The organism is Flavivirga algicola, from assembly GCF_012910715.1.
Classification (GTDB): domain Bacteria; phylum Bacteroidota; class Bacteroidia; order Flavobacteriales; family Flavobacteriaceae; genus Flavivirga; species Flavivirga algicola.
This window is the reverse complement of the sequence record NZ_JABBHF010000004.1, coordinates 317,932-342,536: the sequence shown is the minus strand read 5'-3', so window position 1 is coordinate 342,536 and position 24,605 is coordinate 317,932. Positions and strand designations below refer to the sequence as shown.

At 32.8% G+C, this 24,605-nt stretch carries 19 protein-coding genes and 2 tRNA genes; 14 read left to right on the top strand and 7 right to left on the bottom strand.

What is annotated here, in order from left to right; translation table 11 throughout:
* The first annotated feature begins 10 nt into the window (after positions 1-10).
* The gene (locus HHX25_RS08940; protein WP_169672303.1) at positions 11-3,043 is read left to right on the top strand and encodes a DUF4955 domain-containing protein; all 3,033 of its coding nucleotides are present in this window, start codon (positions 11-13) and stop codon (positions 3,041-3,043) included.
* 201 nt (positions 3,044-3,244) lie between these two features.
* Here the strand turns inward: HHX25_RS08940 and HHX25_RS08935 are convergent, their stop codons facing one another.
* From HHX25_RS08935 to mutS, 5 genes are all read right to left on the bottom strand, one after another.
* The gene (locus HHX25_RS08935) at positions 3,245-3,844 is read right to left on the bottom strand and encodes a hypothetical protein (protein WP_169672301.1); all 600 of its coding nucleotides are present in this window, start codon (positions 3,842-3,844) and stop codon (positions 3,245-3,247) included.
* Positions 3,816-5,531, bottom strand: a complete 1,716-nt coding sequence (locus HHX25_RS08930; protein WP_169672299.1) for a hypothetical protein — start codon at positions 5,529-5,531, stop codon at positions 3,816-3,818. The genes HHX25_RS08935 and HHX25_RS08930 overlap by 29 nt, the downstream gene beginning before the upstream one ends.
* A gap of 269 nt (positions 5,532-5,800) precedes the next feature.
* Positions 5,801-5,884 (bottom strand) — tRNA-Leu (locus tag HHX25_RS08925).
* Between the two features lie 52 nt (positions 5,885-5,936).
* Positions 5,937-6,008, bottom strand: a tRNA-Gly gene (locus tag HHX25_RS08920).
* Positions 6,009-6,107: 99 nt separating this feature from the next.
* Positions 6,108-8,720 (bottom strand): DNA mismatch repair protein MutS, encoded by a 2,613-nt coding sequence (gene mutS, locus HHX25_RS08915; RefSeq protein WP_169672297.1) that lies wholly within the window; start codon positions 8,718-8,720, stop codon positions 6,108-6,110.
* A gap of 266 nt (positions 8,721-8,986) precedes the next feature.
* On the opposite strand from mutS, the gene HHX25_RS08910 reads away from it, so the two are divergent.
* From HHX25_RS08910 to HHX25_RS08880, 7 genes are all read left to right on the top strand, one after another.
* On the top strand, positions 8,987-9,526 hold the full coding sequence (locus HHX25_RS08910; RefSeq protein ID WP_169672295.1) for an RNA methyltransferase: 540 nt from the start codon (positions 8,987-8,989) through the stop codon (positions 9,524-9,526).
* 346 nt (positions 9,527-9,872) lie between these two features.
* Positions 9,873-11,177: a glycoside hydrolase family 117 protein gene (locus HHX25_RS08905; RefSeq protein ID WP_169672293.1), complete on the top strand. Its 1,305-nt coding sequence runs from the start codon at positions 9,873-9,875 to the stop codon at positions 11,175-11,177.
* 92 nt (positions 11,178-11,269) lie between these two features.
* Positions 11,270-11,698, top strand: coding sequence for a DUF1801 domain-containing protein (locus HHX25_RS08900; RefSeq protein ID WP_169672291.1), 429 nt, complete (start codon positions 11,270-11,272; stop codon positions 11,696-11,698).
* A 178-nt stretch (positions 11,699-11,876) separates the two neighbouring features.
* On the top strand, positions 11,877-13,028 hold the full coding sequence (locus HHX25_RS08895; protein WP_169672290.1) for a YARHG domain-containing protein: 1,152 nt from the start codon (positions 11,877-11,879) through the stop codon (positions 13,026-13,028).
* Positions 13,029-13,188: 160 nt separating this feature from the next.
* Complete coding sequence (locus tag HHX25_RS08890) at positions 13,189-13,737, top strand: hypothetical protein (protein ID WP_169672288.1); 549 nt, start codon at positions 13,189-13,191, stop codon at positions 13,735-13,737.
* A 76-nt stretch (positions 13,738-13,813) separates the two neighbouring features.
* Entirely contained in the window at positions 13,814-14,968 is a 1,155-nt protein-coding gene (locus tag HHX25_RS08885; protein ID WP_169672285.1) for a DUF4419 domain-containing protein, read from the top strand.
* 41 nt (positions 14,969-15,009) lie between these two features.
* Positions 15,010-15,714 carry a hypothetical protein gene (locus HHX25_RS08880; protein ID WP_169672283.1) on the top strand — a complete coding sequence of 235 codons (705 nt, stop codon included), beginning with the start codon at positions 15,010-15,012 and terminating at the stop codon, positions 15,712-15,714.
* An 87-nt stretch (positions 15,715-15,801) separates the two neighbouring features.
* Here HHX25_RS08880 and folK read toward each other — a convergent pair whose 3' ends face one another.
* A complete protein-coding gene (gene folK, locus HHX25_RS08875; RefSeq protein WP_169672281.1) occupies positions 15,802-16,932 on the bottom strand; it encodes a 2-amino-4-hydroxy-6-hydroxymethyldihydropteridine diphosphokinase in 1,131 nt (376 codons plus the stop codon).
* 197 nt (positions 16,933-17,129) lie between these two features.
* Between folK and HHX25_RS08870 the strand changes: the two genes are divergently transcribed.
* The 5 genes from HHX25_RS08870 (at position 17,130) to HHX25_RS08850 (ending at position 22,222) form a co-directional block, all read left to right on the top strand.
* Positions 17,130-17,396, top strand: coding sequence for a GIY-YIG nuclease family protein (locus HHX25_RS08870; protein ID WP_169672279.1), 267 nt, complete (start codon positions 17,130-17,132; stop codon positions 17,394-17,396).
* A 66-nt stretch (positions 17,397-17,462) separates the two neighbouring features.
* The gene (locus HHX25_RS08865) at positions 17,463-18,167 is read left to right on the top strand and encodes a queuosine precursor transporter (RefSeq protein ID WP_169672277.1); all 705 of its coding nucleotides are present in this window, start codon (positions 17,463-17,465) and stop codon (positions 18,165-18,167) included.
* A 234-nt stretch (positions 18,168-18,401) separates the two neighbouring features.
* Positions 18,402-21,074, top strand: coding sequence for an AsmA-like C-terminal region-containing protein (locus HHX25_RS08860; RefSeq protein ID WP_169672275.1), 2,673 nt, complete (start codon positions 18,402-18,404; stop codon positions 21,072-21,074).
* A gap of 194 nt (positions 21,075-21,268) precedes the next feature.
* A complete protein-coding gene (gene rpsU / locus HHX25_RS08855) occupies positions 21,269-21,463 on the top strand; it encodes a 30S ribosomal protein S21 (RefSeq protein ID WP_169672274.1) in 195 nt (64 codons plus the stop codon).
* Positions 21,464-21,598: 135 nt separating this feature from the next.
* Positions 21,599-22,222, top strand: coding sequence for a LysE family transporter (locus HHX25_RS08850; RefSeq protein WP_169672272.1), 624 nt, complete (start codon positions 21,599-21,601; stop codon positions 22,220-22,222).
* On the opposite strand, the gene HHX25_RS08845 is transcribed toward HHX25_RS08850, so the two are convergent.
* Positions 22,219-23,013, bottom strand: a complete 795-nt coding sequence (locus tag HHX25_RS08845; RefSeq protein WP_169672270.1) for a DUF2797 domain-containing protein — start codon at positions 23,011-23,013, stop codon at positions 22,219-22,221. The genes HHX25_RS08850 and HHX25_RS08845 overlap by 4 nt on opposite strands.
* Positions 23,014-23,055: 42 nt before the next feature.
* Between HHX25_RS08845 and HHX25_RS08840 the strand changes: the two genes are divergently transcribed.
* On the top strand, positions 23,056-24,570 hold the full coding sequence (locus HHX25_RS08840; protein ID WP_169672268.1) for a GH3 auxin-responsive promoter family protein: 1,515 nt from the start codon (positions 23,056-23,058) through the stop codon (positions 24,568-24,570).
* Positions 24,571-24,605 lie beyond the last annotated feature (35 nt).

Below are 24,605 nucleotides of genomic sequence, written 5' to 3'. Positions count from 1 at the left end.
CTTATTAAAAATGAAAAAAAAGACTACTCTAGCAATGGTATTTATGACCATTATTTTATTTTCGATGAAGAGCTTTGGTCAGGAAGCTCAAGTATGGAAAAAATACATTGGAACAATCTCTGATCCCAGTATACCAGTGCTCCCAAATTATAGCTATGCAGGCTATAAACAAGGACAAGAAGCAATTCCTGAAACGCACAGTCTTACAACTTTTGATATCACAAATTATGGAGCAGTTGCTAACGACAGCAACTCAGACCAAGCAGCCATTCAAGCAGCCATAGATGCAGCTGAAGCCAATGGTGGTGGAATCGTATTCTTCCCCCCTGGTGAATTTCTTATAAACACAAACGCCAACAGCACCAATAGCATTATAATTACCGAATCAAATATTATCCTCAAAGGGAGTGGCTCAACGCCTGGGGGTACGGTAATTAATATGGTAAACCATATGTTACTTCCACCTGGAGAAAATCCCTGGGGCACACCTCAAATGATACAGTTTATAGGAGGGTCAAGCAACACTGGTAGCACCAACATAACCCAAGATCAAAATCGCGGTGATTTCACAGTTAAGGTACAAAATGCGACTATCTTCCAAAACAAAAAGTATCTCAAACTGGAAATGAACAGCAATACCGCCGCAAACAACTACTTCCTTGATGGCAAGACACCACGGAGTATCTGGACTAAGGTTATCGATGATGGCGTTAAAGTATCGGAGTTTCATGAAATCGAGTCTGTTAATACTTCAAACAATACTATAACACTAAAAGATCCTATTCTTGACGATATGGACGCCTCTTTAGGATGGAAAGCTCACACGGTTGATCTAATTGAAAATTGTGGGTTTGAAGACATTCACTTCAAGGGTAATTTTAATGATCCTTTCCAACATCATAAGGATTACATCCACGACTATGCCTGGCATGCTATACTTATAAGACATGCAGCAAATTCATGGGTTCGACGTTCCAAATTCTCTAACGTTTCTCTGGCTACAAAGCTTCATGCTTCTTACGCATCAACTGTCATGAATATATTAGTTGATGGGAACGCAGGTCATGCCATATCTACTGCAGACGGTGGATCGACTGGCATACTTCAAGGTTTGATTTGGGACAATACAAATAATGGTCAATGGCATGGAACAGACATGTCTGGGCGCACTAGTGGATCGGTGGTTTGGAGAATAGACACAGCAGGAAGAGGTTGGGATCTCCATGCTGCCCAACCCCGTACTAATCTGATAGATTTGTACTTAAGTAGTGGTATATCTGGATCTGGAGGACACTATTCCAACAACCCAAATCATTTATCTGGCTTAACCATTTGGAATCAAGAGCGTACTGGAGGGAATGAAACGAATTATAATTTCTGGAATACTGGTTGTGGCGGCAACTATTGCGGTACAACAGTTGTCAATCCTATTATAGTTGGTTACCATGGGAGCGCCACTACAACTTTCGATCAATCCAATCTTAAATACGAAGAAAGTAATGGAACAAAGGTGAGTCCAGAATCTTTATACGAAGCACAGGTAGAGCATAGACTTGGAGCAAAACCTGCCTGGATTGATGCTGCTATTTCTAAATACGAATCGTTAAAAATCGCATGGTATGACGGACAAAGTGGAGGAAATGGTAGCGAAACATTTACCAATATGACATTGTCGGGTTGGGGCAGTGAAACGTATACAGGAGACAATGGAATCAGTTGGACTGTTAATGCAAAAGGCGTTACTGGATATATCAATGCATCTAAAGGTGTATATTTTCAGAAGAATACTACTGGTATTCAGTCAGGAACAATTTCTGGGGGAATAGGTTCATTTTCTGTGAGTTGTAAAGATTTATGGGAGGATGGTATAGAACGCACCCTACAATTACTTATCAACGGTAATGTTGTGGACACATTTAAGCATACTGGTACTTCTATATATACATATTCAGTGGACAATATTAATATTTCTGGAGATATAACTATAGCCATTAGAAATGCTTCCTTTGATGGAGGAGATCGAACTGTAGCATTCGATGATATTACTTGGACTGGATATACCGCAAACATCGATGTAACTGGCGTAAGTGTAAGTCCCGATACTGTAACTTTAACTTATGTAGGTGACACTTCTAACTTATCTGCTACTATATACCCATCTATAGCCACAAATCAAACAGTGACATGGGAATCGGATAACACATCAGTAGCAACAGTTGATCAAAATACCGGAGTAGTAACCGCCGTCTCTAATGGTAATGCAACAATTACTGCAACTACAGAAGACGGAGGTTTTACTGACACAAGCAGCATTACTGTAGATATATCTGGAGGAAATGGAGGCGGTAGTGAAACATTCTCCAATATGACATTGTCTGGTTGGGGTAGCGAAACGTATACTGGAGATAATGGAATTAGCTGGACTGTTGATGCAAAGGGGGTTGATGGCTATATCAATGCATCTAAATGCGTCTATTTTCAAAAGAATAAAATCGGTATACAATCAGGAACAATTTCTGGGGGAATAGGTTCATTTTCGGTTAGCTGTAAGGATTTGTGGGAAGGAGGTATAGAGCGCACCCTACAACTGTTGATCAATGGTAATATTGTCAATACATTTACTCATACAGGAGCTGATATATACACTTATACCGTGGACAACATTAACATTTCTGGAGATATAACCATCGCTATTAAGAATGCCTCCATTGATGGCGGAAACCGAACTATTGCATTTGATGACATCTCCTGGACTGGCTATGACAACTCATTGGGAGTAGACACATCAAACGACATTTTGAAAGAAGAAGTAATCTTATATCCAAACCCTGTTTCGTATGGGTATTTTAATATAAACCTCCAAGGATATGAACACAATACTTCAATTAAAATCTTTGATACCATGGGAAGGTTGGTGTATAAAACACTTGCTAATGAAAATATCCTGAGCATTAATTCGAATATATTCACAAGCAAAGGGCTCTATTTTTTAAATATCCGAAATAAAAACAAAGATCAGAAATTGAAACTAGTGGTTAACTAGGTTAAGATTGGTCAAATAAAAAACAAAAACACGTCTTCCTTTCAATGTTAAATTTAAAACAGAACTCGAAATATAAATCAGACTTATTCCTCCCTTTTGAAAAGGGAGGAATCAAAACACCAATATTAACCCGATAGTTTAAAAAAACACTAGTGTTAGTATTACAGTATAATAAAAAAAGTCTTTTTCTAAGATACTTTGTCACCAGATATTTTTGATACTACCAATCTTTAACCACTCATTTTTTTCTTTTTTAAATATATAAAAACTGGTAAATGTCTTAGCTGATATATGTTGCACTATTGCATATTTATGATTTAAACTATAATATGGTTTGTGAATTATATTTCCAAAAGACAGACTATTATCGTTAGAAAGATTGATACTATCATTTAATTTATCAGTATTCCATACCCATACTTCATTTTGTTGTAAAAAGTACTCTATATCCTTTTTGGTAAATATGCTATCTAATATTGCATATTTTAAAGACCAAAGATGTTCTCTCTTTTTTTGATTTACGCCGTCATCATAAATTAATGAATCTTTTTGCTCATCATAATCAATTACCTCTCTATATAAAGGCTTATTAAAATAATTAAAATTATAATATTTTTCTAATTTATCTTTATTTGAACTGACAGACTTTAATAATTTATAAATGCTATCAGATTCAGTTCTTGTTAATTCAATAACTTTATTTATTAACAAGTAATTATCTTCAATAGTTTGACTATTAATACTACCTGAAAACAAAATAAATAAATAAATTTTAATTACAAGTTTTACTGCTTTTTGCATCTGAATGGTTGAAATTTTCTTTAGCTAATAGAGTTTGAGCCTCATTTTGTTCAGTAGAAGTTAAACTATCTGTAAATACATCATTCCCTTTTAGCCCACCCCAAACTAATTTCTTTGCATAATTCATATCTATTCCAGATATATTATAAGCTGTAGCATATTCTACCAAACTTTCAGCTAATACATCTATAAAATCAACGTAAATATTATGCATTTCTTGCTCATATGCTTCTCCAAATATTAAATTTGTATCATCTGAATAGTAATTGTTCATAGCTGTATTAAGAGATGTATATACAGGGTAGACCGTTAATAATTGATCTTTATGATATAAATTTAAAATATGTGCATGGAGCAATTCATGATATAAAGTATTAACAAAACCTAAATCTGTTGCTTGGTCTAAATAATCGTTATTAAATTCAATAATTACTGTAGGTTCGCCTGTAGAGGCATCTGTTCCTAAATGAGGTTGAGTTCTAGCTCCTTCACCACTAAGTAGAGGAGGATCTCCTTCTCCTACAGCGATGTCTACAAAACTAATGTTAGGCTTATTTGTAGCTAAATAAGAATCCTTAATAAGATTTGTAAAGGTTGAATTAACTTTGAGAATAGACTTAAATAATATCAAAGCTTGACAATCTTTATCCATTCCATTAATTAATCTCACTAACACTTCAAATTCTAAATCTTCATCTTCCATTAGAGCATCTATAGCTTCATTAACAAACTCAACAGCCTCATCAGAAGTGTCATTTTCAAGAAAATCATAAATTTGCATAGCTAGTCTATGATTGCGTAATTCATATAGCCAAGCATACTCCCAATTTCTCAGATCTAATAGCCTATCCAAGGCTTCGTATTTCGCCATATCTATCGCATCATAAGGAGAAAGGGCGGGACTAGTTGAGCCAGGTCTGCCTCCCCCTCCATGACTTGGGTCGCCTCCTGTATCATCGGGAGAGGTATAGTTACCTGAGACAAGAAGTTCGTCCGATAGTCCAAAGCACTCTACATAAATTGTTACAGCTAAGGAGTTTGAAGTACAGCCAGGTTCATCTAAACTACTATGATGTCCTGCTTTTCCACAATCCGATTCCACATATAACCTACAACTATCTCTAGCTGTTAAACTTGGGTCTATAAAATTCAGTCCAAAGGAAGTTTCGGTTAATGGGTAATGCTCTATTTTACCAGAAAGACCATAGTATTCATAATCCACTTCCTTATATTCGCCACCATAGGTATATCTTAAAATATATGATTCATAACCGCCTTCATCTCCTAATAGCTTAATTACCAAATTATCAAAGTAATACCCTGAATCTACACTTGTTCGAGCCGACGGTTTTATCATTCTGAATGTGTAAGTTACTTGGCCTAATGTATCGGTCAGCTTTTTAATTTCAGAAAAATCCACAGTACCAAATGCTGTTTCATCTGTTTTAGAACTAGCTCCTTTATTGCTAGTAGGCTTTGCTACTATAGGTTTTTCATTGAGAAAGCTTTTAATTTGAGGTATTTCGTTAATGGATACATCTTCTATCTTAATAAGTTTATCCTGTACTTCTTCTACAATTTGTTCTTTTTCTGCAACGACTTCCTTTTCGCAACTTGTTAAAAATAAAGTTAGGCCAGATACTACTGCAAACTTAAGTGCATGGTTAAAATAGGTTTTCTTGTGCATATATTTAAGATTAGTAAATTAAATAATTTTATATGCTATTAAAATATTGAGGAAAAATTACCAAGCCACAAATGTAAATTATTTTTATTTAAAATCTTACTCTAATTATAAGAAAAATAATAACCAAAATAGGTGTAAATCTCATCAATTTCAAAAAGGGAGGAAAAGAGAAAAACAAAACAGTTGGTCTTAATATTTGATCTGTTTTGTTATACCTATGTTGTACCTGAATAAAAAAAGCCTTTACAAGAAATCTTGTAAAGGCTTTGTACTGAAGGCGGGACTTGAACCCGCACGGCCCAAGGGCCATTGGATTTTAAGTCCAACGTGTCTACCAATTCCACCACTTCAGCATACATGGTTACACTCTGTAACCAAAATTGGTATATTTTAAGAAAGTATCAGAGCGAAAGACGGGATTTGAACCCGCGACCCTCACCTTGGCAAGGTGATGCTCTACCCCTGAGCTACTTTCGCAGTCTTTTATAATGAACGTGCAATATCGCTATTGCGGATGCAAATTTAAAATATTTCTATTAAAAGCAAAGCCTTTTATTAAAATAAATAAAATTTATTTTATGCGCGCTTTTTCTTAACCAACATACGCTTAATTTCATTAAGTTTCATTAGCGCTTCCACAGGCGTAAGTGTATCAATATTAGTATGTAATATTTCATCCTTGATATTTTCCAACAAAGGGTCGTCTAAATTAAAAAAACTGAGCTGCATCTCATTTTCTATCGATTTAACCTTATCTGTTAGCTCCTCACTGGAATGTGACTTCTCTAATTTCTTCAAAATCTTATTAGCACGATGTAATACTTGTTGTGGCATGCCTGCCATTTTTGCAACATGAATACCAAAACTATGTTCACTCCCACCTTCAACCAGCTTTCTTAAAAAAAGCACATTATCTTTTAATTCTTTAACCGATACATTGAAGTTTTTAATACGTTCAAACGTTTCGGTCATTTCATTCAACTCATGATAATGTGTTGCAAACAACGTTTTAGGTTTGGCGGGATGCTCATGCAAATACTCACTAATGGCCCAGGCAATTGAAATACCATCATAGGTACTCGTACCACGACCTATTTCATCAAGTAAAACCAAACTTCTATCTGATATATTATTCAAAATAGAAGCTGTTTCATTCATTTCTACCATAAAGGTCGATTCGCCCATAGAGATATTATCGCTGGCACCAACTCGCGTAAAAATCTTATCTACCAAACCAATACGTGCTTCTTTTGCTGGTACAAAACTCCCAATTTGAGCTAACAACACAATTAATGCCGTTTGCCTTAAAATAGCCGATTTACCAGACATATTAGGTCCCGTAATCATGATGATTTGTTGGGTTGCTCTATCTAAAAACACATCATTAGCTATATACGCTTCCCCAATAGGCAATTGCTTTTCTATAACAGGATGTCGACCATCTTTAATATCTAAATCAAAAGAATCATCAATAGTAGGGTAAACATATTTATTACTATTCGCTAGTTGAGCAAACCCACATAAACAATCTAATTGCCCTATAAAATGTGCGTTTTGTTGTACTTCTTTTATAAATTGGTTCATCCAACTAACTAATTCTGCAAACAACTGCTGTTCTATTGTTTGAATGCGATCTTCGGCTCCTAAAATTTTAGCTTCGTATTCTTTAAGTTCTTCTGTAATGTATCTTTCGGCACTTACCAAAGTTTGTTTTCTAATCCAATCCTCAGGGACTTTATCTTTATGGGTATTGCGCACTTCAATATAGTAGCCAAAAACGTTATTTGAAGCTATTTTTAAAGATGCGATACCAGTACGCTCACTTTCACGCGCCAGCATATTATCTAAATAATCTTTTCCAGATTTTGATAAACCTCTCAATTCATCCAGTTCTTTAGAAAAACCCGAAGCAATACTGTTTCCCTTTAGCACATTTACTGGCGCATCTTCATTGAGTGTCTCCTTAATTTTTTCGCGTAATACATCACAACTCTGAAGTGAATCTCCAATCTTTTTAAGTGATGCGTTATCACAATTTGATGCTAATGATTTTATGGGCACAATCGCTTCTAAAGAATTTTTAAGCTGAATGACTTCACGAGGGTTCACCTTACCCGTCGCTATTTTAGAAATAAGTCGCTCTAAATCACCAATATGTTTTATCTGGCTCTGAATGTCTTGAAGTACAACACCTTCCTTTGTTAAAAAGCGAACCACCTCATGACGCTGCTTAATCTTATCTATATTTTTTAATGGTAAAGCCAACCAACGCTTGAGCAGCCTTCCTCCCATAGGCGAAATAGTCTTATCTATCACATTTAATAATGTGACCGCATTATTATTGGTTGAGTTATAAAGTTCTAAATTCCTAATGGTAAATTTATCCATCCACACATATGCATCTTCTGCAATTCTGGAAATAGAAGTAATATGCTGTAACTTGTTATGCTGTGTTTCCGATAAATAATGAAGAATAGAACCAGATGCAATAATCCCTTCGTACAAATCCTCAATACCAAAACCTTTTAGCGTTTTTGTATCAAAATGTTTCGTTAATGTTTCATAGGCATAGTCGGTTTGATATACCCAGTCTTCCATATAGAACGTATGAAAATCGCTTCCAAAAGTTTCATCAAATGTTGTACGCTTTTGTTTGGAAACCAGAATCTCACTAGGCCTGAAGTTTTGTAATAACTTGTCGATATACTCGGCATTCCCTTGAGAAGTTAAAAACTCTCCTGTAGAGATATCTAAAAACGAAATCCCTATATATTTTTTATCAAAATAAACCGAACATAAAAAGTTATTGGCTTTTGACACCAATACCTCATCGTTTAACGCTACACCAGGTGTTACTAGCTCGGTCACACCACGTTTCACGATCGTTTTAGTTTGTTTTGGATCTTCTAACTGATCGCAAATAGCAACGCGTTCGCCAGCCTTCACCAATTTAGGCAAATACGTATTTAATGAATGATGCGGAAAGCCTGCTAATTCGGTTTCACTTTCGCTACCGGCACCACGTTTGGTTAAAATAATACCTAATATCCCCGCTGTTTTAACCGCATCTTCTCCAAAAGTCTCATAAAAATCGCCGACACGAAACAATAATAAGGCATCAGGATATTTAGCCTTAATAGCATTATACTGTTTCATTAAAGGCGTTTCTTTTTTTGATTTAGTGGCCAATGGTAAAGTAGTTTTTAAGTGTTATTTTTGTAGACGTTGATAAGATTGCTAATGTAGTACTATTTTGATTTTTTCTAAAATTCGGATGTTAGAAGTTATCTACAATTAACCTAAGATTTCAACAATAATTGTCATTAAGAACGAAGTGAATCCACCTACCATAGGCTGGGAGTCTTTTAATTTCACAGATTACCACACCCTTCGTCCTCGCTATGACAAAATAATGAAATTTCCGCGCAGGCGGAAATGAAAGAAAATGATTTTCAATGCGCAAACTAAAAAACAGCGAATTAGACCGATTGAGTGTCGATGATTTTAAATTAGTTAAAAAAACTCCAATCATTATTGTTTTAGACAATATTAGGAGCCTTAATAATATTGGCTCTGTGTTTAGAACAAGTGATGCTTTTTTGATTGAAAAAATTTACCTCTGTGGGATAACGGCTAAACCGCCTCACAAAGACATCCATAAAACAGCTTTAGGCAGTACCGATACAGTAGACTGGGAATATGTTGAAAATACGATGCATTTGGTTGAAAGGCTGCAAGCAGAAAATGTAAAAGTATGCGCTGTTGAACAAGCAGAAAATGCTACTATGCTAAATGATTTTAAGCCCGAAGCCAATACAATTTACGCTTTGGTTTTTGGTAATGAGGTAAAAGGAGTCGATCAAAACGTCGTAACTGCAAGCGATATGGTCATTGAAATTCCACAATATGGTACCAAACATTCCCTAAATATTTCGGTAAGCTGTGGTGTTGTGATTTGGGATGTTTTTTCTAAAATAAAAACATTTATTTCTTAAAAGCTAAAAATATTATCATATAAATTCAATCATTTGGACACCACTATATACCAAAAACCATAATAGTTTAACAAACACAACTTCACATAGTTGATATTAACTGGTTTAAACTTTTTTGATTACAATGAAACATAGAGTTTTTTGTTCAATTGATGGCTTTTTTAAACTGCATAAAGTCGCAACCAAGTAATAAAAAGACAATACTTGAGTAGAAAACAATAATCTATAGCCAATAAAAAAAGTTTAAACTGTTCATTAAAAATCAATAACTTTGAAACATTCTTAACAGGTATTTTAACAAACTTACCTTTCATTAATAATTTATCTAAACTAAAGAACAAAAACAATGAGGCTTTTAACACTTTCTTTAATAGCACTATTATTCTTTTCTTGCCATTCTAAAACTGAGGAGCAAGAAAACGCAACGCCAAAAAACCCTGAAAAAGCATTTCCCTTGTTTATTAAAAACCTAGATCCGAATAGAAAATTAAGTGCTGCCATGGAACGTAGTTTTAAGCATTACGAAGCACCTCGTCAATTAGACAATGAGCTTTATTCCAACTTTCGATACACCGAACTAGATGGCTTTAATTATAATGATGGAGATGGTACCATTACACGTCGAGACCCTTCGAAAATTATTTTTGAAAATGGCAAATATTATGTCTGGTACACCTACCGAAATACACCAACAAGACCTATGGGCTATGCTAAATGTAATGACACGATCCCTTCTGCAGATTGGGATTTATGTGACATTTGGTATGCCACCAGTACCGATGGTTTTACCTGGGAAGAACAGGGTGTTGCTATTCCAAGGCCTGCAAAACCTAATCCTGGGTGGCGTTCGGTTTCAACCACCGATGTTTTAAAATGGAAAGACAAATACTATCTTTATTATCAAGCATTTAGTGCACCAAGTGGTAAACCTTCAAATGGAGGTGGAAGTGATGTCTGCCCTGTTGCTATGTCTTACGCCGATTCTCCTGATGGCCCTTGGAAACCATTAAACAAAGTTGTTATAGATTTTGGAGCAGAAGATGAATGGGACCATCGTGTTATCCATGATCCATATCCTTTAATACATGACGGAAAAATATATGTATACTATAAATCTGGAATGGACAGTAGGGATGCCAATAGAAAACACTGGGATGGCTGGGGCGTTGCTATAGCAGAATCTCCAAACGGCCCATATATTAAGCATCCTCTAAATCCAGTTATGAACTCTGGTCATGAAACAATATTATTCCCTTACAAAGAAGGTGTAGCCGCTATTGTAACCACAGATGGTATAGAACATTACACCATACAATACGCGAAAGATTGGGTGAATTTTGAAATTGCTTCGGTAGGTAAGATGCTACCTGTTGCTGCTGGTCCTTTTTCTCCTGATGCATTTACCGATTCTAAGAATGCCGATGGCATTACCTGGGGCTTGTCACATTTCATTAATGCTGGTAATAACTGGAATAAAATGTACACAAAACTGGCCCGTTTTGATTGCGATTTAAGTCAAAAAATAAACGACCCCAGTATGAAAAAATCTAATTTACTTTATCCTAACGAACTTTATTTTAAGTATGGCTTATCGAAGGAGCAACGTGAACGGATTGCCAAAGAAAATAAAGCTGTTTTAGAAAAAAAATAATCTTTTTGCCTGTGCTGAATCATTTATTTAGCACAGGTTTAAAATATTTATCTACAAAACAATGAGCTAGAATTTTTTTGAATTCAAAATGAATGAAAAACATAGAGATAAAAACAAACCCTGAAGTTGAATTAGTTTTCGGCAAATATCCCGACTCTGCTAAAAAGCGAATGATACGCTTACGGGAATTGATTATCGAAACCGCTAGTGAAACAGAAGGCATAACCCATCTGGAAGAAACTCTAAAATGGGGAGAACCAAGCTACTTAACCAAAAAAGGAAGCACCATTAGAATAGATTGGAAACCCAAAAAACCAACTCAATATGCCATGTATTTTCAATGCACGAGCAGATTGATACCTACATTTAGAACCATTTATAAAAGCACACTTGATTTTGAAGGCAAAAGAGCCATCATTCTTCAGCTCAAAGACGAACTTCCCAAAGAGGCATTAAAGCAGTGCATCATAGCTGCGTTAACGTACCACAAGGTAAAACACTTGCCTTTATTGGGCATGTAAGGCTGAATAATAAGTATAAGTGAATAAGGTACACAAATTAAATTCACTGAATTCGGGGTAGTCCTGCTAACAAGATATCCTGTAAATTTGTAATAATCAATTTACACACACAAAATGAAGGATACTTTTCATTTAAATTAATATAGTAATTAAATTAAAATTACTAATATTTTGAATTATGAAACTATTAAAAGAACTTCAACCATTTTTAAGAAAAATACAGCTTCAAATAGATAAAAAATTATTGTTCTTATTCGTAATAAGCCTCCATTTCATAGCATTTGCTAATGATGGTGCCTATTATGCTTCTGGCAATCAACTCATACCAATCACAGAAACTCAAATTAGCATATCTAAAGAAGTTTTGGATGTTGTTAGATCTGGTAATTATGTTTATGTGACTGTAGACTATACATTTTACAATCCTGGGCCAGGAAAAAAGATCTTAGTTGGATTTGAAGCGCCTTCTCCATCTGGAGACGTAGATGGTTTTCCAAAAAATGGTGCTCACCCTTACATCTCCAACTTTAATGTAAAAATGAATGGAAAATTATTAAAATTTGAAACCTCAATAGTAAACACAGAAAATTATTACGTCAACAATAAAATTGACGCTAAAACCGAAGAAGAAGTTATAGACAACGATTTTAACACTAATGAGCCTGACTTCTATTATGTCTATCATTTTGATGCAAATTTTAAATCTGGGAAAAATAAAATCATACATACATATCGATTTGAAATATCGAATTCTATATTGAGCGATTATAGCTTTGATTATATTTTAACTGCCGCAAACAGGTGGAAAAATAATCAAATTGATGATTTCACCTTAAACATTAACATGGGATCTGATGAAGGCTTTAATTTAAAAAATACTTTTTTCAAGAATAAAAATGAATGGTATATCCAAAATGGGAGAAGTCTTTTTTCGGGTGGTGATTTTACAAAATTTATTACACATACTGGAAGTATCAGCTTTAAAAGAAAAAATTTTAGACCAAATGGCGAACTATATTTATATTCAACAAGCGGTTTAATGAAGGATTCTTATAAGTCTTTTGATTATTCTACACATAATTTGCCAAACCTTATTAGTATTGAGAAAAAAACCTCCACAAATTCTGTAGATGAAAATTCTTTTAAAGTTTTGAGAAATTTACCATTCGCTATTAGAGGATACGTTTTTAAAACCAAGTTCATACAAGATTATTATTTATCACAAAGTTGGTATAAACCAAACCCAAAATACATAGCTAATCTGGAAACATTGTCTATTGATGAGAAAAAATGGCTAAAAATTGTAAAATCAACAAAGTGGAGTAAGTAGCAAAAATAAAACGCTATATAGGTAAATTAAAAATCACACTATCTTAACATAAACTTGTCATAAAGCAAAACATTTATCTTTGTTAAATTAGAATAAATATTACAAACACAAAACCGAATAAGCACTTAAATAAATCTTGAACCAATTAATACATTAACCTATGAAAAAAATTCTTGCCATTTTACTTTTAACTGCAATTGTTGCATGTAATTCTGGAAACAAAACAAAGAATGAAACTCAAGAAGATACTGTTTCAAGTACAAAAACTGAAACAAAGAACGAACCCAAAAAAGACGAAACACCAACTGTTAAAACTAAAACAAGCACTAATTCCGACTCAGATATAATCTCTAAATTTTTAACTGATATAAGTACATTAGAGAAAGTTGAGAACAAAAACCCTATTAGTTTATTTCAAGAATTAGCAGAAGACAAAGCGAGTAAAGTAATGGCAGTTTCTAAAGACAACATTAAAGATATTTTATCTTCAGCAAAAGAACATAGCAATTGCGTTATTACAACTGGCGATCATACTATTGTTAAAATAATCGACATAAACAATTGCAAACAATCTGGAACTTGGGGAGCATGCATGCCTTTTGCAAAGGGATATATTAAAAAAGGAGAACTTATAGTACAAGAAGATTATATCAATAATATTATTGGTATTCCAGACACACAAGTAAGAAAAGCATATTTTTTTAATTAAAGATTAAGCTAAATGTCTTTCCAATAACAGATTTCATTATATGAACCAATACCGCTTTCTTTATAGAAAATAGCTGATGAATAAAATAGAAGACAAAAGTTTAACGATAAAAGTAGCCAATGTCAACATAAATACTGAAGCCCTAAACATTGTTGATGGAAACTTTATACTTAAATCAATCTTACCAAATAAAACGGAAGGCTCATCAATAGAAAAAAATTCCAAATACGTTAAACTAGACAAGGAAATAATTAACACGAATCATTTCCTTCTTATGCTCCAATTTGCTTTCAATCAACATAAACCTATTTCTATATCTCCAGATAATATCTGGTTGTTAATCTGCCAAGGACTCTCTGAACACATAAAACTTAATTCTGAAGGCTTTAAAGATATCTTTGAATTTGATGAAAAACACACAATTCAAGTTAGAAGAGATGACTTTATAATTGGGAATGACAATCCTTGGGAAGAAATATTTCCTGAATTCTCAAAAAAAATTGCTCAAACCATTAATGAAGATCTACACTCAAAAATTGTATTAGAGTTTTCCACATCAACAAAAAAAGAAATAAATGCCTTCGAAATTGTATTTATGGACTCAATGTCGAGCTACTTTGATTATGAATTTATGACTTTATGTGGCATTCCTGAAATAGAAATTAGAGGAACGATTGAAGATTATCAAAAAATCATAGACGCTTTAGAAAAACTCAAAAAATACAATTTGGACTGGTGGATTAATAATATGATTCCTAATATTAATAAGATTATTCAAACTTTAAAAGGCGAAAACAATCTTGAATTTTGGAATTCCATATACAAAGAAAACAATGAGTCTGGAGGACCTTTCGTTACTGGTTGGATTGTTGATTTCTTCCCATACCTAAAAACAAGTATCACAGAAGAAAATGGTGTTATTGATTACAATCAGAAACCTATTTCTAAAGACCAGATTCTAAAAACCATTCATACTAAAGACTTCAATTTAGACAATGACAATTATAAAATTCATGAGGTACAAATTAAAAATCCAAGATTAATGAACTCTAATGATTTTAAGTTGAAATTGGATAATTTCCCGTCAGGTCTATCTGTTGTACCGTTTAAATGGAAGTATCTTGATAAAGTATTAGAAATGAATTTTGTTTCTGGCTTCATTGGCATAAAGGAATCTGAATTAAGTAATACTTTAAAAACCGATATTAACTGGATTGTAAATAGAAAATAAAAACTCTTATTAATTTGCATAATACACAACGAAACATTTCAATGAGATTTTATTTTATAATATTTTTCCTGTTATCAACAGTGTGTTTTTCGCAAAAACAATATAGTTTTGATTATATAATTGAATATGAATTGACTTTATATAAAGATTCTGTAAAAATCAAAAACCGCTTTTTTAGAGAACGAGATAAAAAAGTAAAAAAGTATTACTTAACAAACTCAAAGAAAAATAATTATACTGCAGTTCTAACAGAATTAGACGGTTTAAACTATAAAATGGAGTTTAAAGATCAGAATGGGATTCATTCAAATGTTGTTATCTTGAAATCCGACTTAAAAAAGGCGGAATTCCTAAATATAGAATGTAAATCTATAACTAGGTATCGGAATCCATTTAAATATCAGACAAAAAATTACGACTTTTTTAAACTTAATGATACTATAATTAATGGAAAATCATACAGCTTGCATAAACTAGCTTCAATAAAACCAAAAAGAAGTAAAAGAAAAAAACTTGGAACTGAATTTTATATCATCGATAAAGAAACATCTTTTCATTCACCTATTCTCAATTTCTCAACAGCATATGAAGAATGGAAAACCAAAGGGAATCCATTTATGGGAATTTTTTTTGAAAAATATTTTATAGACTATTTTGGGAATTTAGATTCAAAAGAGAAATTAATAAATTATTGGAAAATTGACAAGAAAATTATCATCAATAATGATTGTGACTATACTAAATAGGACATAAATTATTGAATCGTCAATAGCCTTCATTATACTTTCTCTTAACTGTCGTTTACAAAAAAACCGATAAGTACAACTCCAAAATCACTCCCCACTAATCTCTCCTAAGAGCCACAAATAATCCAACCTATTTTCAATGAAATCCTTATCCGAAATATCAATGATTTTTACATTAAAATCAGATTGAGATTTTAAAAACTCCAAATACCCCGTATTGATTTTTTCTAAGTAGTCATTATCTATATTTTGCTCATAATCGCGGCCTCGCTTTTTTATATTTTCTTGTAGTTTCTCTGTATTTTGATACAAATAGACATACAAATCGGGTTTAGCAATCTCTTTATACATTAAATAAAACAATTTTCTGTACAACTTAAATTCATCCTCTTGCAATGTGATTTTTGAAAATATTAGCGATTTAAATACATCGTAGTCGCTCACAATAAAATCTTTAAACAAATCGAGCTGTGATAAATCATCGGATATTTGTTGATACCGTTCTGCCAAAAAAGACATTTCTAAAGGAAAGGCATAACGAGAGGCATCCTTATAAAATTTAGGCAAAAATGGATTGTCTGCAAAACGCTCTAAAATAAGTTTTGCATTATAATCGTGAGCTATTTTATTCGCTAAACTTGTTTTCCCAGCACCTATATTGCCCTCAATAGCAATGTAATTATACTTTGAAAAGTTAAAAGCTTTTCTTGGGTTTTTTAACCAAATATTAATGGACTCTAAAACACTTTCATCCTCACATTCGGCCAATAAAACAGATACTTCTTTATTTAATTTGGGATGTTTCATTTTAGAAGCGACATCGTTTAACGGCAATAGCACAAACATACGCTTCTCCATTTCTGGATGTGGCACCTGAAGTGTTTCTGTTTCAAAAATAGCATCTTCAGCTAGAACAATGTCTAAATCTATAATACGTGCTTCATAACCCTCAGATTTTTCCCTAACACGTCCTAGATCGGTTTCAATGACCAATAAAGTTTCGAGCAGTTTTTGAGGTTCTAAATAACTTTCTAAAACCAAACAAGCGTTAAAAAAATCGTCGCTTTCAAATCCAAATGCAGGCGATTTATATACTTTGGAGATCAGTTTTATGTTACCAGCTCTAACATGTATTAAATCGACAGCATTCTGGAGATTTTTAAATTTATCCCCTTTATTACTTCCTAAAGCGATATGAAATGTCCTCGGTTTTATCATAAAAGTATTGGCAAAATAACTAAAACAATTTTTATTCGGTTATATTTACTCTAGCGATTTATTCACAAATTACCTCGAAACACTTCAAAAGTTTCAAAATACTCTAGCCGATATGAACTAAGTTAACATGTCACTTCGAGTGATTTTTCGAAACTAAATGAATAAAAATAGTATCGAGAAGCTTTATCTCTATAAATATGAAAATTTATTATGCTTATATTTTAAAATGTTCCGACAGAAGTTATTATACAAGTATAATATCTAATTTAGCAAAACATATTACTGAACATAAATTAGGAACACACATAGATAGTCACACTCATAAACGCCGACCAATAAACTTAGAATTTTATGCTGAATTCACAAACGTTGATTTAGCAATACAAACGGAAAAACAAATTAAAAAGTGGTCTCGAATTAAAAAGCTTCCTAACTTAGCCAAAAAGACATTTAATAAGATTTAGTTTTCGATACAATGCTCCTGCGTCGTATCGCTCGAACCGACAAAGTAATATTTATTCAAAAATTGTATGACATTAAAAGACAAACTTGCTGCCCAACGTATTTATATACTTCTTGGGGCTTTATTTATAACATCTTTAGTGGTATCTAATCTTATTTTTCAGAAGTTTTTTTATTGGTACCCGTTTGATATAGAAATTTTTGGAAGTAAACTTTTTGAAATCTCTGTTGGCATATTACCTTACCCCATCACTTTTTTAATCACCGATTTAATTAGTGAGATTTATGGTAAAAAGCGGGCTAACGATGTTGTTGTTACTGGTATTTTTGCTTCGCTTTTTTCCCTTTTAATAGTTCTGGTTGCAGATCTCGTACCTGCTACGCCTTGGTCTTATGTTAAAGATGATATGTTTAAAACCGTATTTGGCAATTCTATGATTGCTGTATTTGCAAGCATGCTTACCTATTTATTTGCTCAGTTTGTAGATATTCAAATTTATCATTTTTGGAAACGACTCACTAAAGGCAAACATCTTTGGTTACGTAACAATTTCTCTACATGGTTCTCGCAATTTGTTGACACTTTTACAATTGTAACTCTATTATGCGCATTTGGCATTATCGATTGGTCAAATTTTAAAGGTTTATTAATTAGCGGGTTTTTATTTAAGGTGTTTGTCGCTGCTTGTGATACCCCATTCTTATATTTAGGCGTTTATTTGTTTAGAAGACGTTTTAACTTAAAAGTAAACGAAGAGATTAATTTACTTTAAAGGATATAAAATTATTCAAAAACACACAAGAAACACAAAATCAATAGATTGACACAAAACACATGCTTCTAGCATTCTTAATAAAACAACCATTAAAAATTAACGTTAAATAAAACAAGCATCATCTTTTTAATAGCATTTTTACGTATATTCATTGCGCTATTTTATAAAGTTGATATAATACCTCAAAACTTAATTTTTTAATTAACAATTAAAACAAAAAAAACCTACAAAATGAAAAAAGCTCTAAAGATATCGGGCATTGTTTTACTCATTGTTCTTGCGCTTTTAATAGCGCTTCCTTATGCCTTTAAAGGACAAATTAAAGATATGGTAAAGCAATTTATAAACGAAAACTTGAACGCTCAAGTAGAATTTAGCGATGTCAGCTTAAGTTTTATAAAAAGCTTTCCTAAAGCGCATGTCTCCGTAAGTGATTTGGTTATAACTAATTTCGAACCTTTTAAAGACGAAACATTTGTAACCTCGAAAAATATCGCTCTTACTATGTCAATTAAAGAATTATTTAAGACATCTGGTGAAGAACCCATTGTTGTAAACTCTATTACTGTTGATGAAACCTTATTAACACTTAAAACGGACAAATTTGGCAATACTAATTTTGATATTGCTAAAAAGGATAAAGAAACCATGCCAAGTGAAACAGCGTCAAGTTCTGGTGGTTTCTCCTTTGATATTGAAAAATATAGTATCAATAATAGTGCCTTAGCATATATTGATGAGGGATCAAAAACCACGATTCATATATCAGAGCTCAACCACGAAGGGAAAGGTATTTTTTCTGCAGAAACATCCGAATTAGACACCAAAAGTGAAGCTCATATTACTTTCACTATAGATAGTAGTACGTATTTAAGTAACAACTACATTAAACTGGATGCTTTAATAGGATTAGACTTAAAAAACAGCAAATATACCTTTAAAGAAAACAAAGGCTTTATAAATAAACTTCCTTTAGAATTTCATGGTTATGTCCAACAGTTAGAAAATGGTCAAGAGATTGATATTACTTTTGAAAATCCTGAAACATCTTTTAAAAACTTCTTGGCATTAGTTCCTGAAGACTACTCAAAAAATATTGAAGGCGTTCAAACTACAGGCGATTTTAATGTAAAAGGGGTTATTAAAGGTGTAAGTTCCGAAAAAACAATTCCTACTTTGAACATTAGCATTACCTCAAATAACGCTTCTTTTAAATACCCCGATTTACCAAAACGTGTTGAAAACATTACCATAAATACGGCTGTAAAAAACACAACAGGAAATGTCGATGATACATATATTGATATAAAAGCTCTTAATTTTAAAATTGATAGTGATGTATTTAAGTCGTCTGCTACCTTAAAGAACATCACTAAAAACATGTTGGTAAATGCTCATATTGATGGTATCCTAAATTTAACAAACCTCACAAAAGTATATCCTGTAGAATTAGAAAACACTTTAACAGGTACTTTAAAGGGAAATATCAATACTGCTTTCGATATGAAAGCCATAGAAACGAATGCCTACGAACGCATAAAAAACAGTGGTTCTGCAAGTATTAATGACTTTGTATTTTCTTCAGAGGATATTGTTAACCCCATCCATATCTCTGAGGCGCACATGGCTTTTAATCCGAATACAGTAGCACTTAGCAACTTTAAAGCCAGGACTGGCAATAGTGACTTAAATGCAACTGGCACCATTAAAAATTTACTAGGTTTTTTATTAAGTGACAATACCCTTCAAGGTTACTTTAATGTAAATTCTACTTCTTTTAAAGTAAGCGATTTTATGTCTGAAGAAGACACAGCAACAACAGATAGTGATATTACTCAAGATACAGAGTCCTTGAAAATTCCACAATTTTTAGATTGCACTATTAATGCCAATGCTAAAACGGTACTTTATGATAACCTCAATTTAAAAGATGTAAAAGGAACACTTATTATTAAAGACCAGAAGGCAACGCTTAAAAATATGACCTCCAATTTATTTGATGGTACCTTGGCTATTTCTGGAGATGTTTCTACTAAAAGTGAAACACCAACTTTTAATTTAAGTTTAGGTGCCGATGGTTTTGACATTGCACAATCTTTTAAAAGTTTAGAACTACTAAGAAATCTGGCCCCTATTGCCAAATTAATACAAGGAAAACTAAATACTAGTATAAATTTAGCAGGCAGCTTAGATAATGAATTTACTCCTGAGCTAAGTAGTGTTTCTGGTAATGCACTTACCGAATTGCTGGCTACAAAAATTGACGCAAATCAAGGTGAGTTATTCAACAAATTAGAAGGTTCTTTAGGTTTTATTGATTTTAACAAACTAGACTTGAAAGATCTGAAAACAAAATTAGAATTCGCAAACGGAAAGGTTAGTGTAAAACCATTTCAGTTAAAATACGAAGATATTACCATTGATGTATCTGGTTCTCATGGTTTTGATAAAAACCTGGATTATAGTGCCATTTTTAATGTACCAGCCAAGTATTTAGGAAGTGATGTTAATCAATTAATTGGTAAAATTAATGATGATGAAGCAAAAAAGATAAGCATTCCTGTTACCGCTAACATTGGCGGATCATATCTAACACCTAAGGTTAAAACCGATTTGACTAGCGGGGTTAAAAACCTAACAAATCAGCTAATTGAAATTGAAAAACAAAAATTACTTAACCAAGGAAAAGGCAAAGTCAAGGATTTAATTAGCGGTGTTATTGGTGGCAATAAAACAAAAACCGACTCTATTAAAAAAGAACAAAACAGCTCTGTTAAAGATGTTTTAGGAGGTCTTATTGGCAGTAATAAAACCCAAGCAGATTCTACTAAAGCAGACACAACAAAAGATGCCGTTAAAAATGTTCTCGGTGGCTTATTAAGCGGTAAAAAGAAAAAAGATTAAGCTGTATTTTTTAAATTTTATTAAATAAACCTATTTTTATTAGGATACTAATTTAAAAAAGTTATTATTGTCATTAAGCAATTAACTTGCTCCTTTTGAATTTATCAAAATTACGAATAGTGCGGTTAAGAGATAATTCAAAAAAAGTAACGTATTTAGGATAATCCTAAAACGAACAAATTTAAAAATTGTATATGCTAAAAATTATTATCAAAGAAGGCGAAAACATTGAGCGCGCCTTAAAACGCTACAAAAGAAAACACAGAAACATTAAAGTTATGCAAAACTTAAGAGATGGGCAATTTTTCACAAAACCATCGGTTAAGAGGCGTCGAGAAATTCAAAAGGCTGCTTATATTCAAAATTTAAGAGACCAGGAAGATATATAGCATTACTATAATCTAAAACTAAGCTGCATTGATCTTTTACGACAATGCAGCTTTTTTATTTCACACAAACGGGTTTTTAATAACATCTTCAAAAAAATCATGTAAGCTTTTAAAACAAATTACTACAAAGGCTTTATGATTTTAGTTTATTTATTAATTGGCATATTTGCTGCAATTATAGGCGCATTGCCATTAGGAGCTTCTAATATTGCCGTTATTAATACAACTGTAAAACAAAATGCAAAAAAAGCTTTTAAAATTGCAATCGCAGCTGGAATTGCAGAAGTGTTATTATCCTATTATGCATTGCATAGCAATGTGATCGTAAAAGATTTTTTTAGCAACAATTTATGGATACAAATAATTGCCGCTCTACTTTTATGTGCCGCTGGCATCTATTTATTTTTTAAAAAACAATCTGAAAAGGCTACTAAAAAAAGAAAAATAACAACATCTAAATATGCAACTGGTTTTTTTCTTGGTATATTAAACCCTCCTGTTTTAATCTATTGGGTTTTAGCTTTTGGTATCATAAACAACAGCGACATTATGCTGTCATTACAATCATCATTCTCTGTATTATTTTTATTCTTTTGCGGCGTATATTTAGGCAAATTATTGACACTATATTTTTACAGCAGATTTAGCCTATTCATTAAAGATAAGATCCATAATATATCACTAATCATAAATAAAGTGACTGGTATTTTATTAATTGTTATTGCTTTTGTTCAGGCAATAAAACTATATGTCATCTAATTAATTGAGATATCAACTACCAATCCTTCGTTAGCTCGAATATTAAAAACAGTTTCATCTTCAAAAATAAGGTATTGTCCTTTCACACCAACCAATTTACCCGAATACTGCTGTTGTTTAATTATATTCAGACTTTTAGGTTTTTCTGGATACTTATATACTGGGAATTCTAAATTGGTTTCTGTGTTGGTTTCAATGAAATAGTCTTTAGCTTCATCGGGAATATACTGTTTTAAACGTTCTCGCCATACCACTAGATTTTCATCTTCAATATCATTTTTAAGCATTTTCCTCCAATTGGTCTTATCTGCTACATAATCTTTTAGAGCAACTTCGGTAATACCAGCCAGATAACGATTGGGAACCTCAACAATTTCAATAGCCTCATGGGCTCCTTGGTCTATCCAACGCGTAGGCACCTGACTTTTTCTTGTAACACCAACTTTTACATTACTGGAATTTGCTAAATATACAATGTGAGGTTGTAATTGAGCACGTTTCTCATATTCCAAATCCCTATCTTCCTTTCCCAAATGAGCAGTACTCAACTCAGGACGCATAATCCAATCGGCCGCCTGAGGCACTTCATAAAAGCACTGTTTATCGAAGCCTTGTCTATAAATAGGCTTATCCAATCCACAGTTTAGACATTGATATTTAACAAATTGAATCGTTATACTTTTATTCAATAACTGATTCATGTTTAAGAAATCGTTTTCAAATACTAAATAATATTGAATTGGGCTCGCATACTCCGTTTCCATTTTTGTTAAAACGCCTTGGTAAGTCATAAAAAAAAGTCTTATTTTTAAAATCTTAAAGATAGAATAAATATGCCAATACCTATAGTAAATTCGATTGCTTCTTGGTTCTTAAAAAAACGATTCCATCAAATAGAACTTTTTTTAAAATACCCCAATGAAGTACAGAATGAATTACTATTAAGTCTTGTAGATATTGCAAAAGACACAGAAATTGGAAGGAAATATGATTTTGCTTCTATAAAAAATTACAGAACATTTTCAGAACGTGTTCCTATTAAAAACTACGAAGGCTGGCAAGATATCATTGAACGTTCCAGAAAAGGCGAAACCAATATTTTTTGGCCCAACCCTATCAAATGGTTTGCTAAATCTAGTGGTACCACCAGAGCAAAAAGTAAGTTTATCCCTGTAAGCACAGAATCGCTTGAAGATTGTCATTACGCAGCCAGTAAAGACTTATTGTGCATGTACCTTAATAACAATGAAGATTCTCAATTATTTACAGGTAAGAGCCTACGTCTAGGTGGAAGTAAAGAACTTTATAAAGAAAATGGGACAGTGTTTGGAGATTTATCGGCCATTTTAATCGACAATATGCCTTTTTGGGCCGAGTTTAGTAGTACTCCAAGCAATAAAGTCTCCTTAATGAGCGATTGGGAGCATAAGATGCAAGCAATAGTAGATGAAACTATACACGAAAATGTGACAAGTCTTGCGGGTGTCCCCTCATGGATGCTTGTGCTACTTAATAATGTTTTAGAAACTACAGGCAAACGAAGTCTTCATGACGTATGGCCCAATTTAGAGGTCTATTTTCATGGAGGGGTTAGTTTTACACCTTATAAAGATCAGTACAAAAAAATTCTTCCTAGAAAAGATTTTAAATTTTATGAGATTTATAATGCATCTGAAGGTTTTTTTGCCATTCAAGACCAAAATGATTCCGATGAATTATTATTGATGCTTGATTATGGAATTTTCTATGAGTTTATTCCTATGAACATTTATGCTACCACAGAAGAAAAGGCCATTCCTTTAAGCGAAGTCCAACTTGGCCAAAACTACGCTGTAATAATTACGACCAATGCAGGATTATGGCGTTATAAAATTGGAGATACCATTCGGTTTACCTCACTAAGCCCTTACAGGATAAAAGTATCAGGCAGAACCAGGCATCATATTAATGCTTTTGGAGAAGAACTTATTATTGAAAATGCCGAAAAGGCATTAAAAAAGGTATGCAAGCGTACCAAAGCCGAAATTGTAGATTTTACTGCAGCTCCAATATTCATGAAAGGTAAAGAAAAAGGGGCACATGAATGGCTTATTGAATTTAAAACACCTCCAAAAGACATACATTATTTTAACGAACTATTTGATAACGCCTTAAAAGCATTAAACTCTGATTACGAGGCTAAACGTTACAATAACATAACACTTAATAAGCCTAAAATTAATATCGCCAGAGAACACTTGTTTTACGATTGGTTAAAACAAAACAATAAATTGGGTGGGCAACATAAAATACCTCGCCTTTCCAACACTAGAGTTTATATAGACGAGCTTCTAAGTTTGAATAAATGATTTGTAGGTTTTTTCAATCAAAAACGCCAATTAAT

Coding starts and splice junctions, on each gene's coding strand:
- HHX25_RS08885 (WP_169672285.1), top strand. CDS start 13,814: ATGAATAAAATAGAAGACAAAAGTTTAACGATAAAAGTAGCCAATGTC.
- HHX25_RS08860 (WP_169672275.1), top strand. CDS start 18,402: ATGAAAAAAGCTCTAAAGATATCGGGCATTGTTTTACTCATTGTTCTT.
- HHX25_RS08935 (WP_169672301.1), bottom strand. CDS start 3,844: ATGCAAAAAGCAGTAAAACTTGTAATTAAAATTTATTTATTTATTTTG.
- HHX25_RS08845 (WP_169672270.1), bottom strand. CDS start 23,013: ATGACTTACCAAGGCGTTTTAACAAAAATGGAAACGGAGTATGCGAGC.
- HHX25_RS08890 (WP_169672288.1), top strand. CDS start 13,189: ATGAAAAAAATTCTTGCCATTTTACTTTTAACTGCAATTGTTGCATGT.
- folK (WP_169672281.1), bottom strand. CDS start 16,932: ATGATAAAACCGAGGACATTTCATATCGCTTTAGGAAGTAATAAAGGG.
- HHX25_RS08910 (WP_169672295.1), top strand. CDS start 8,987: ATGCGCAAACTAAAAAACAGCGAATTAGACCGATTGAGTGTCGATGAT.
- HHX25_RS08940 (WP_169672303.1), top strand. CDS start 11: ATGAAAAAAAAGACTACTCTAGCAATGGTATTTATGACCATTATTTTA.
- HHX25_RS08900 (WP_169672291.1), top strand. CDS start 11,270: ATGAAAAACATAGAGATAAAAACAAACCCTGAAGTTGAATTAGTTTTC.
- HHX25_RS08865 (WP_169672277.1), top strand. CDS start 17,463: ATGACATTAAAAGACAAACTTGCTGCCCAACGTATTTATATACTTCTT.
- HHX25_RS08850 (WP_169672272.1), top strand. CDS start 21,599: ATGATTTTAGTTTATTTATTAATTGGCATATTTGCTGCAATTATAGGC.
- HHX25_RS08895 (WP_169672290.1), top strand. CDS start 11,877: ATGAAACTATTAAAAGAACTTCAACCATTTTTAAGAAAAATACAGCTT.
- HHX25_RS08840 (WP_169672268.1), top strand. CDS start 23,056: ATGCCAATACCTATAGTAAATTCGATTGCTTCTTGGTTCTTAAAAAAA.
- HHX25_RS08930 (WP_169672299.1), bottom strand. CDS start 5,531: ATGCACAAGAAAACCTATTTTAACCATGCACTTAAGTTTGCAGTAGTA.
- HHX25_RS08880 (WP_169672283.1), top strand. CDS start 15,010: ATGAGATTTTATTTTATAATATTTTTCCTGTTATCAACAGTGTGTTTT.
- HHX25_RS08905 (WP_169672293.1), top strand. CDS start 9,873: ATGAGGCTTTTAACACTTTCTTTAATAGCACTATTATTCTTTTCTTGC.
- HHX25_RS08870 (WP_169672279.1), top strand. CDS start 17,130: ATGAAAATTTATTATGCTTATATTTTAAAATGTTCCGACAGAAGTTAT.
- rpsU (WP_169672274.1), top strand. CDS start 21,269: ATGCTAAAAATTATTATCAAAGAAGGCGAAAACATTGAGCGCGCCTTA.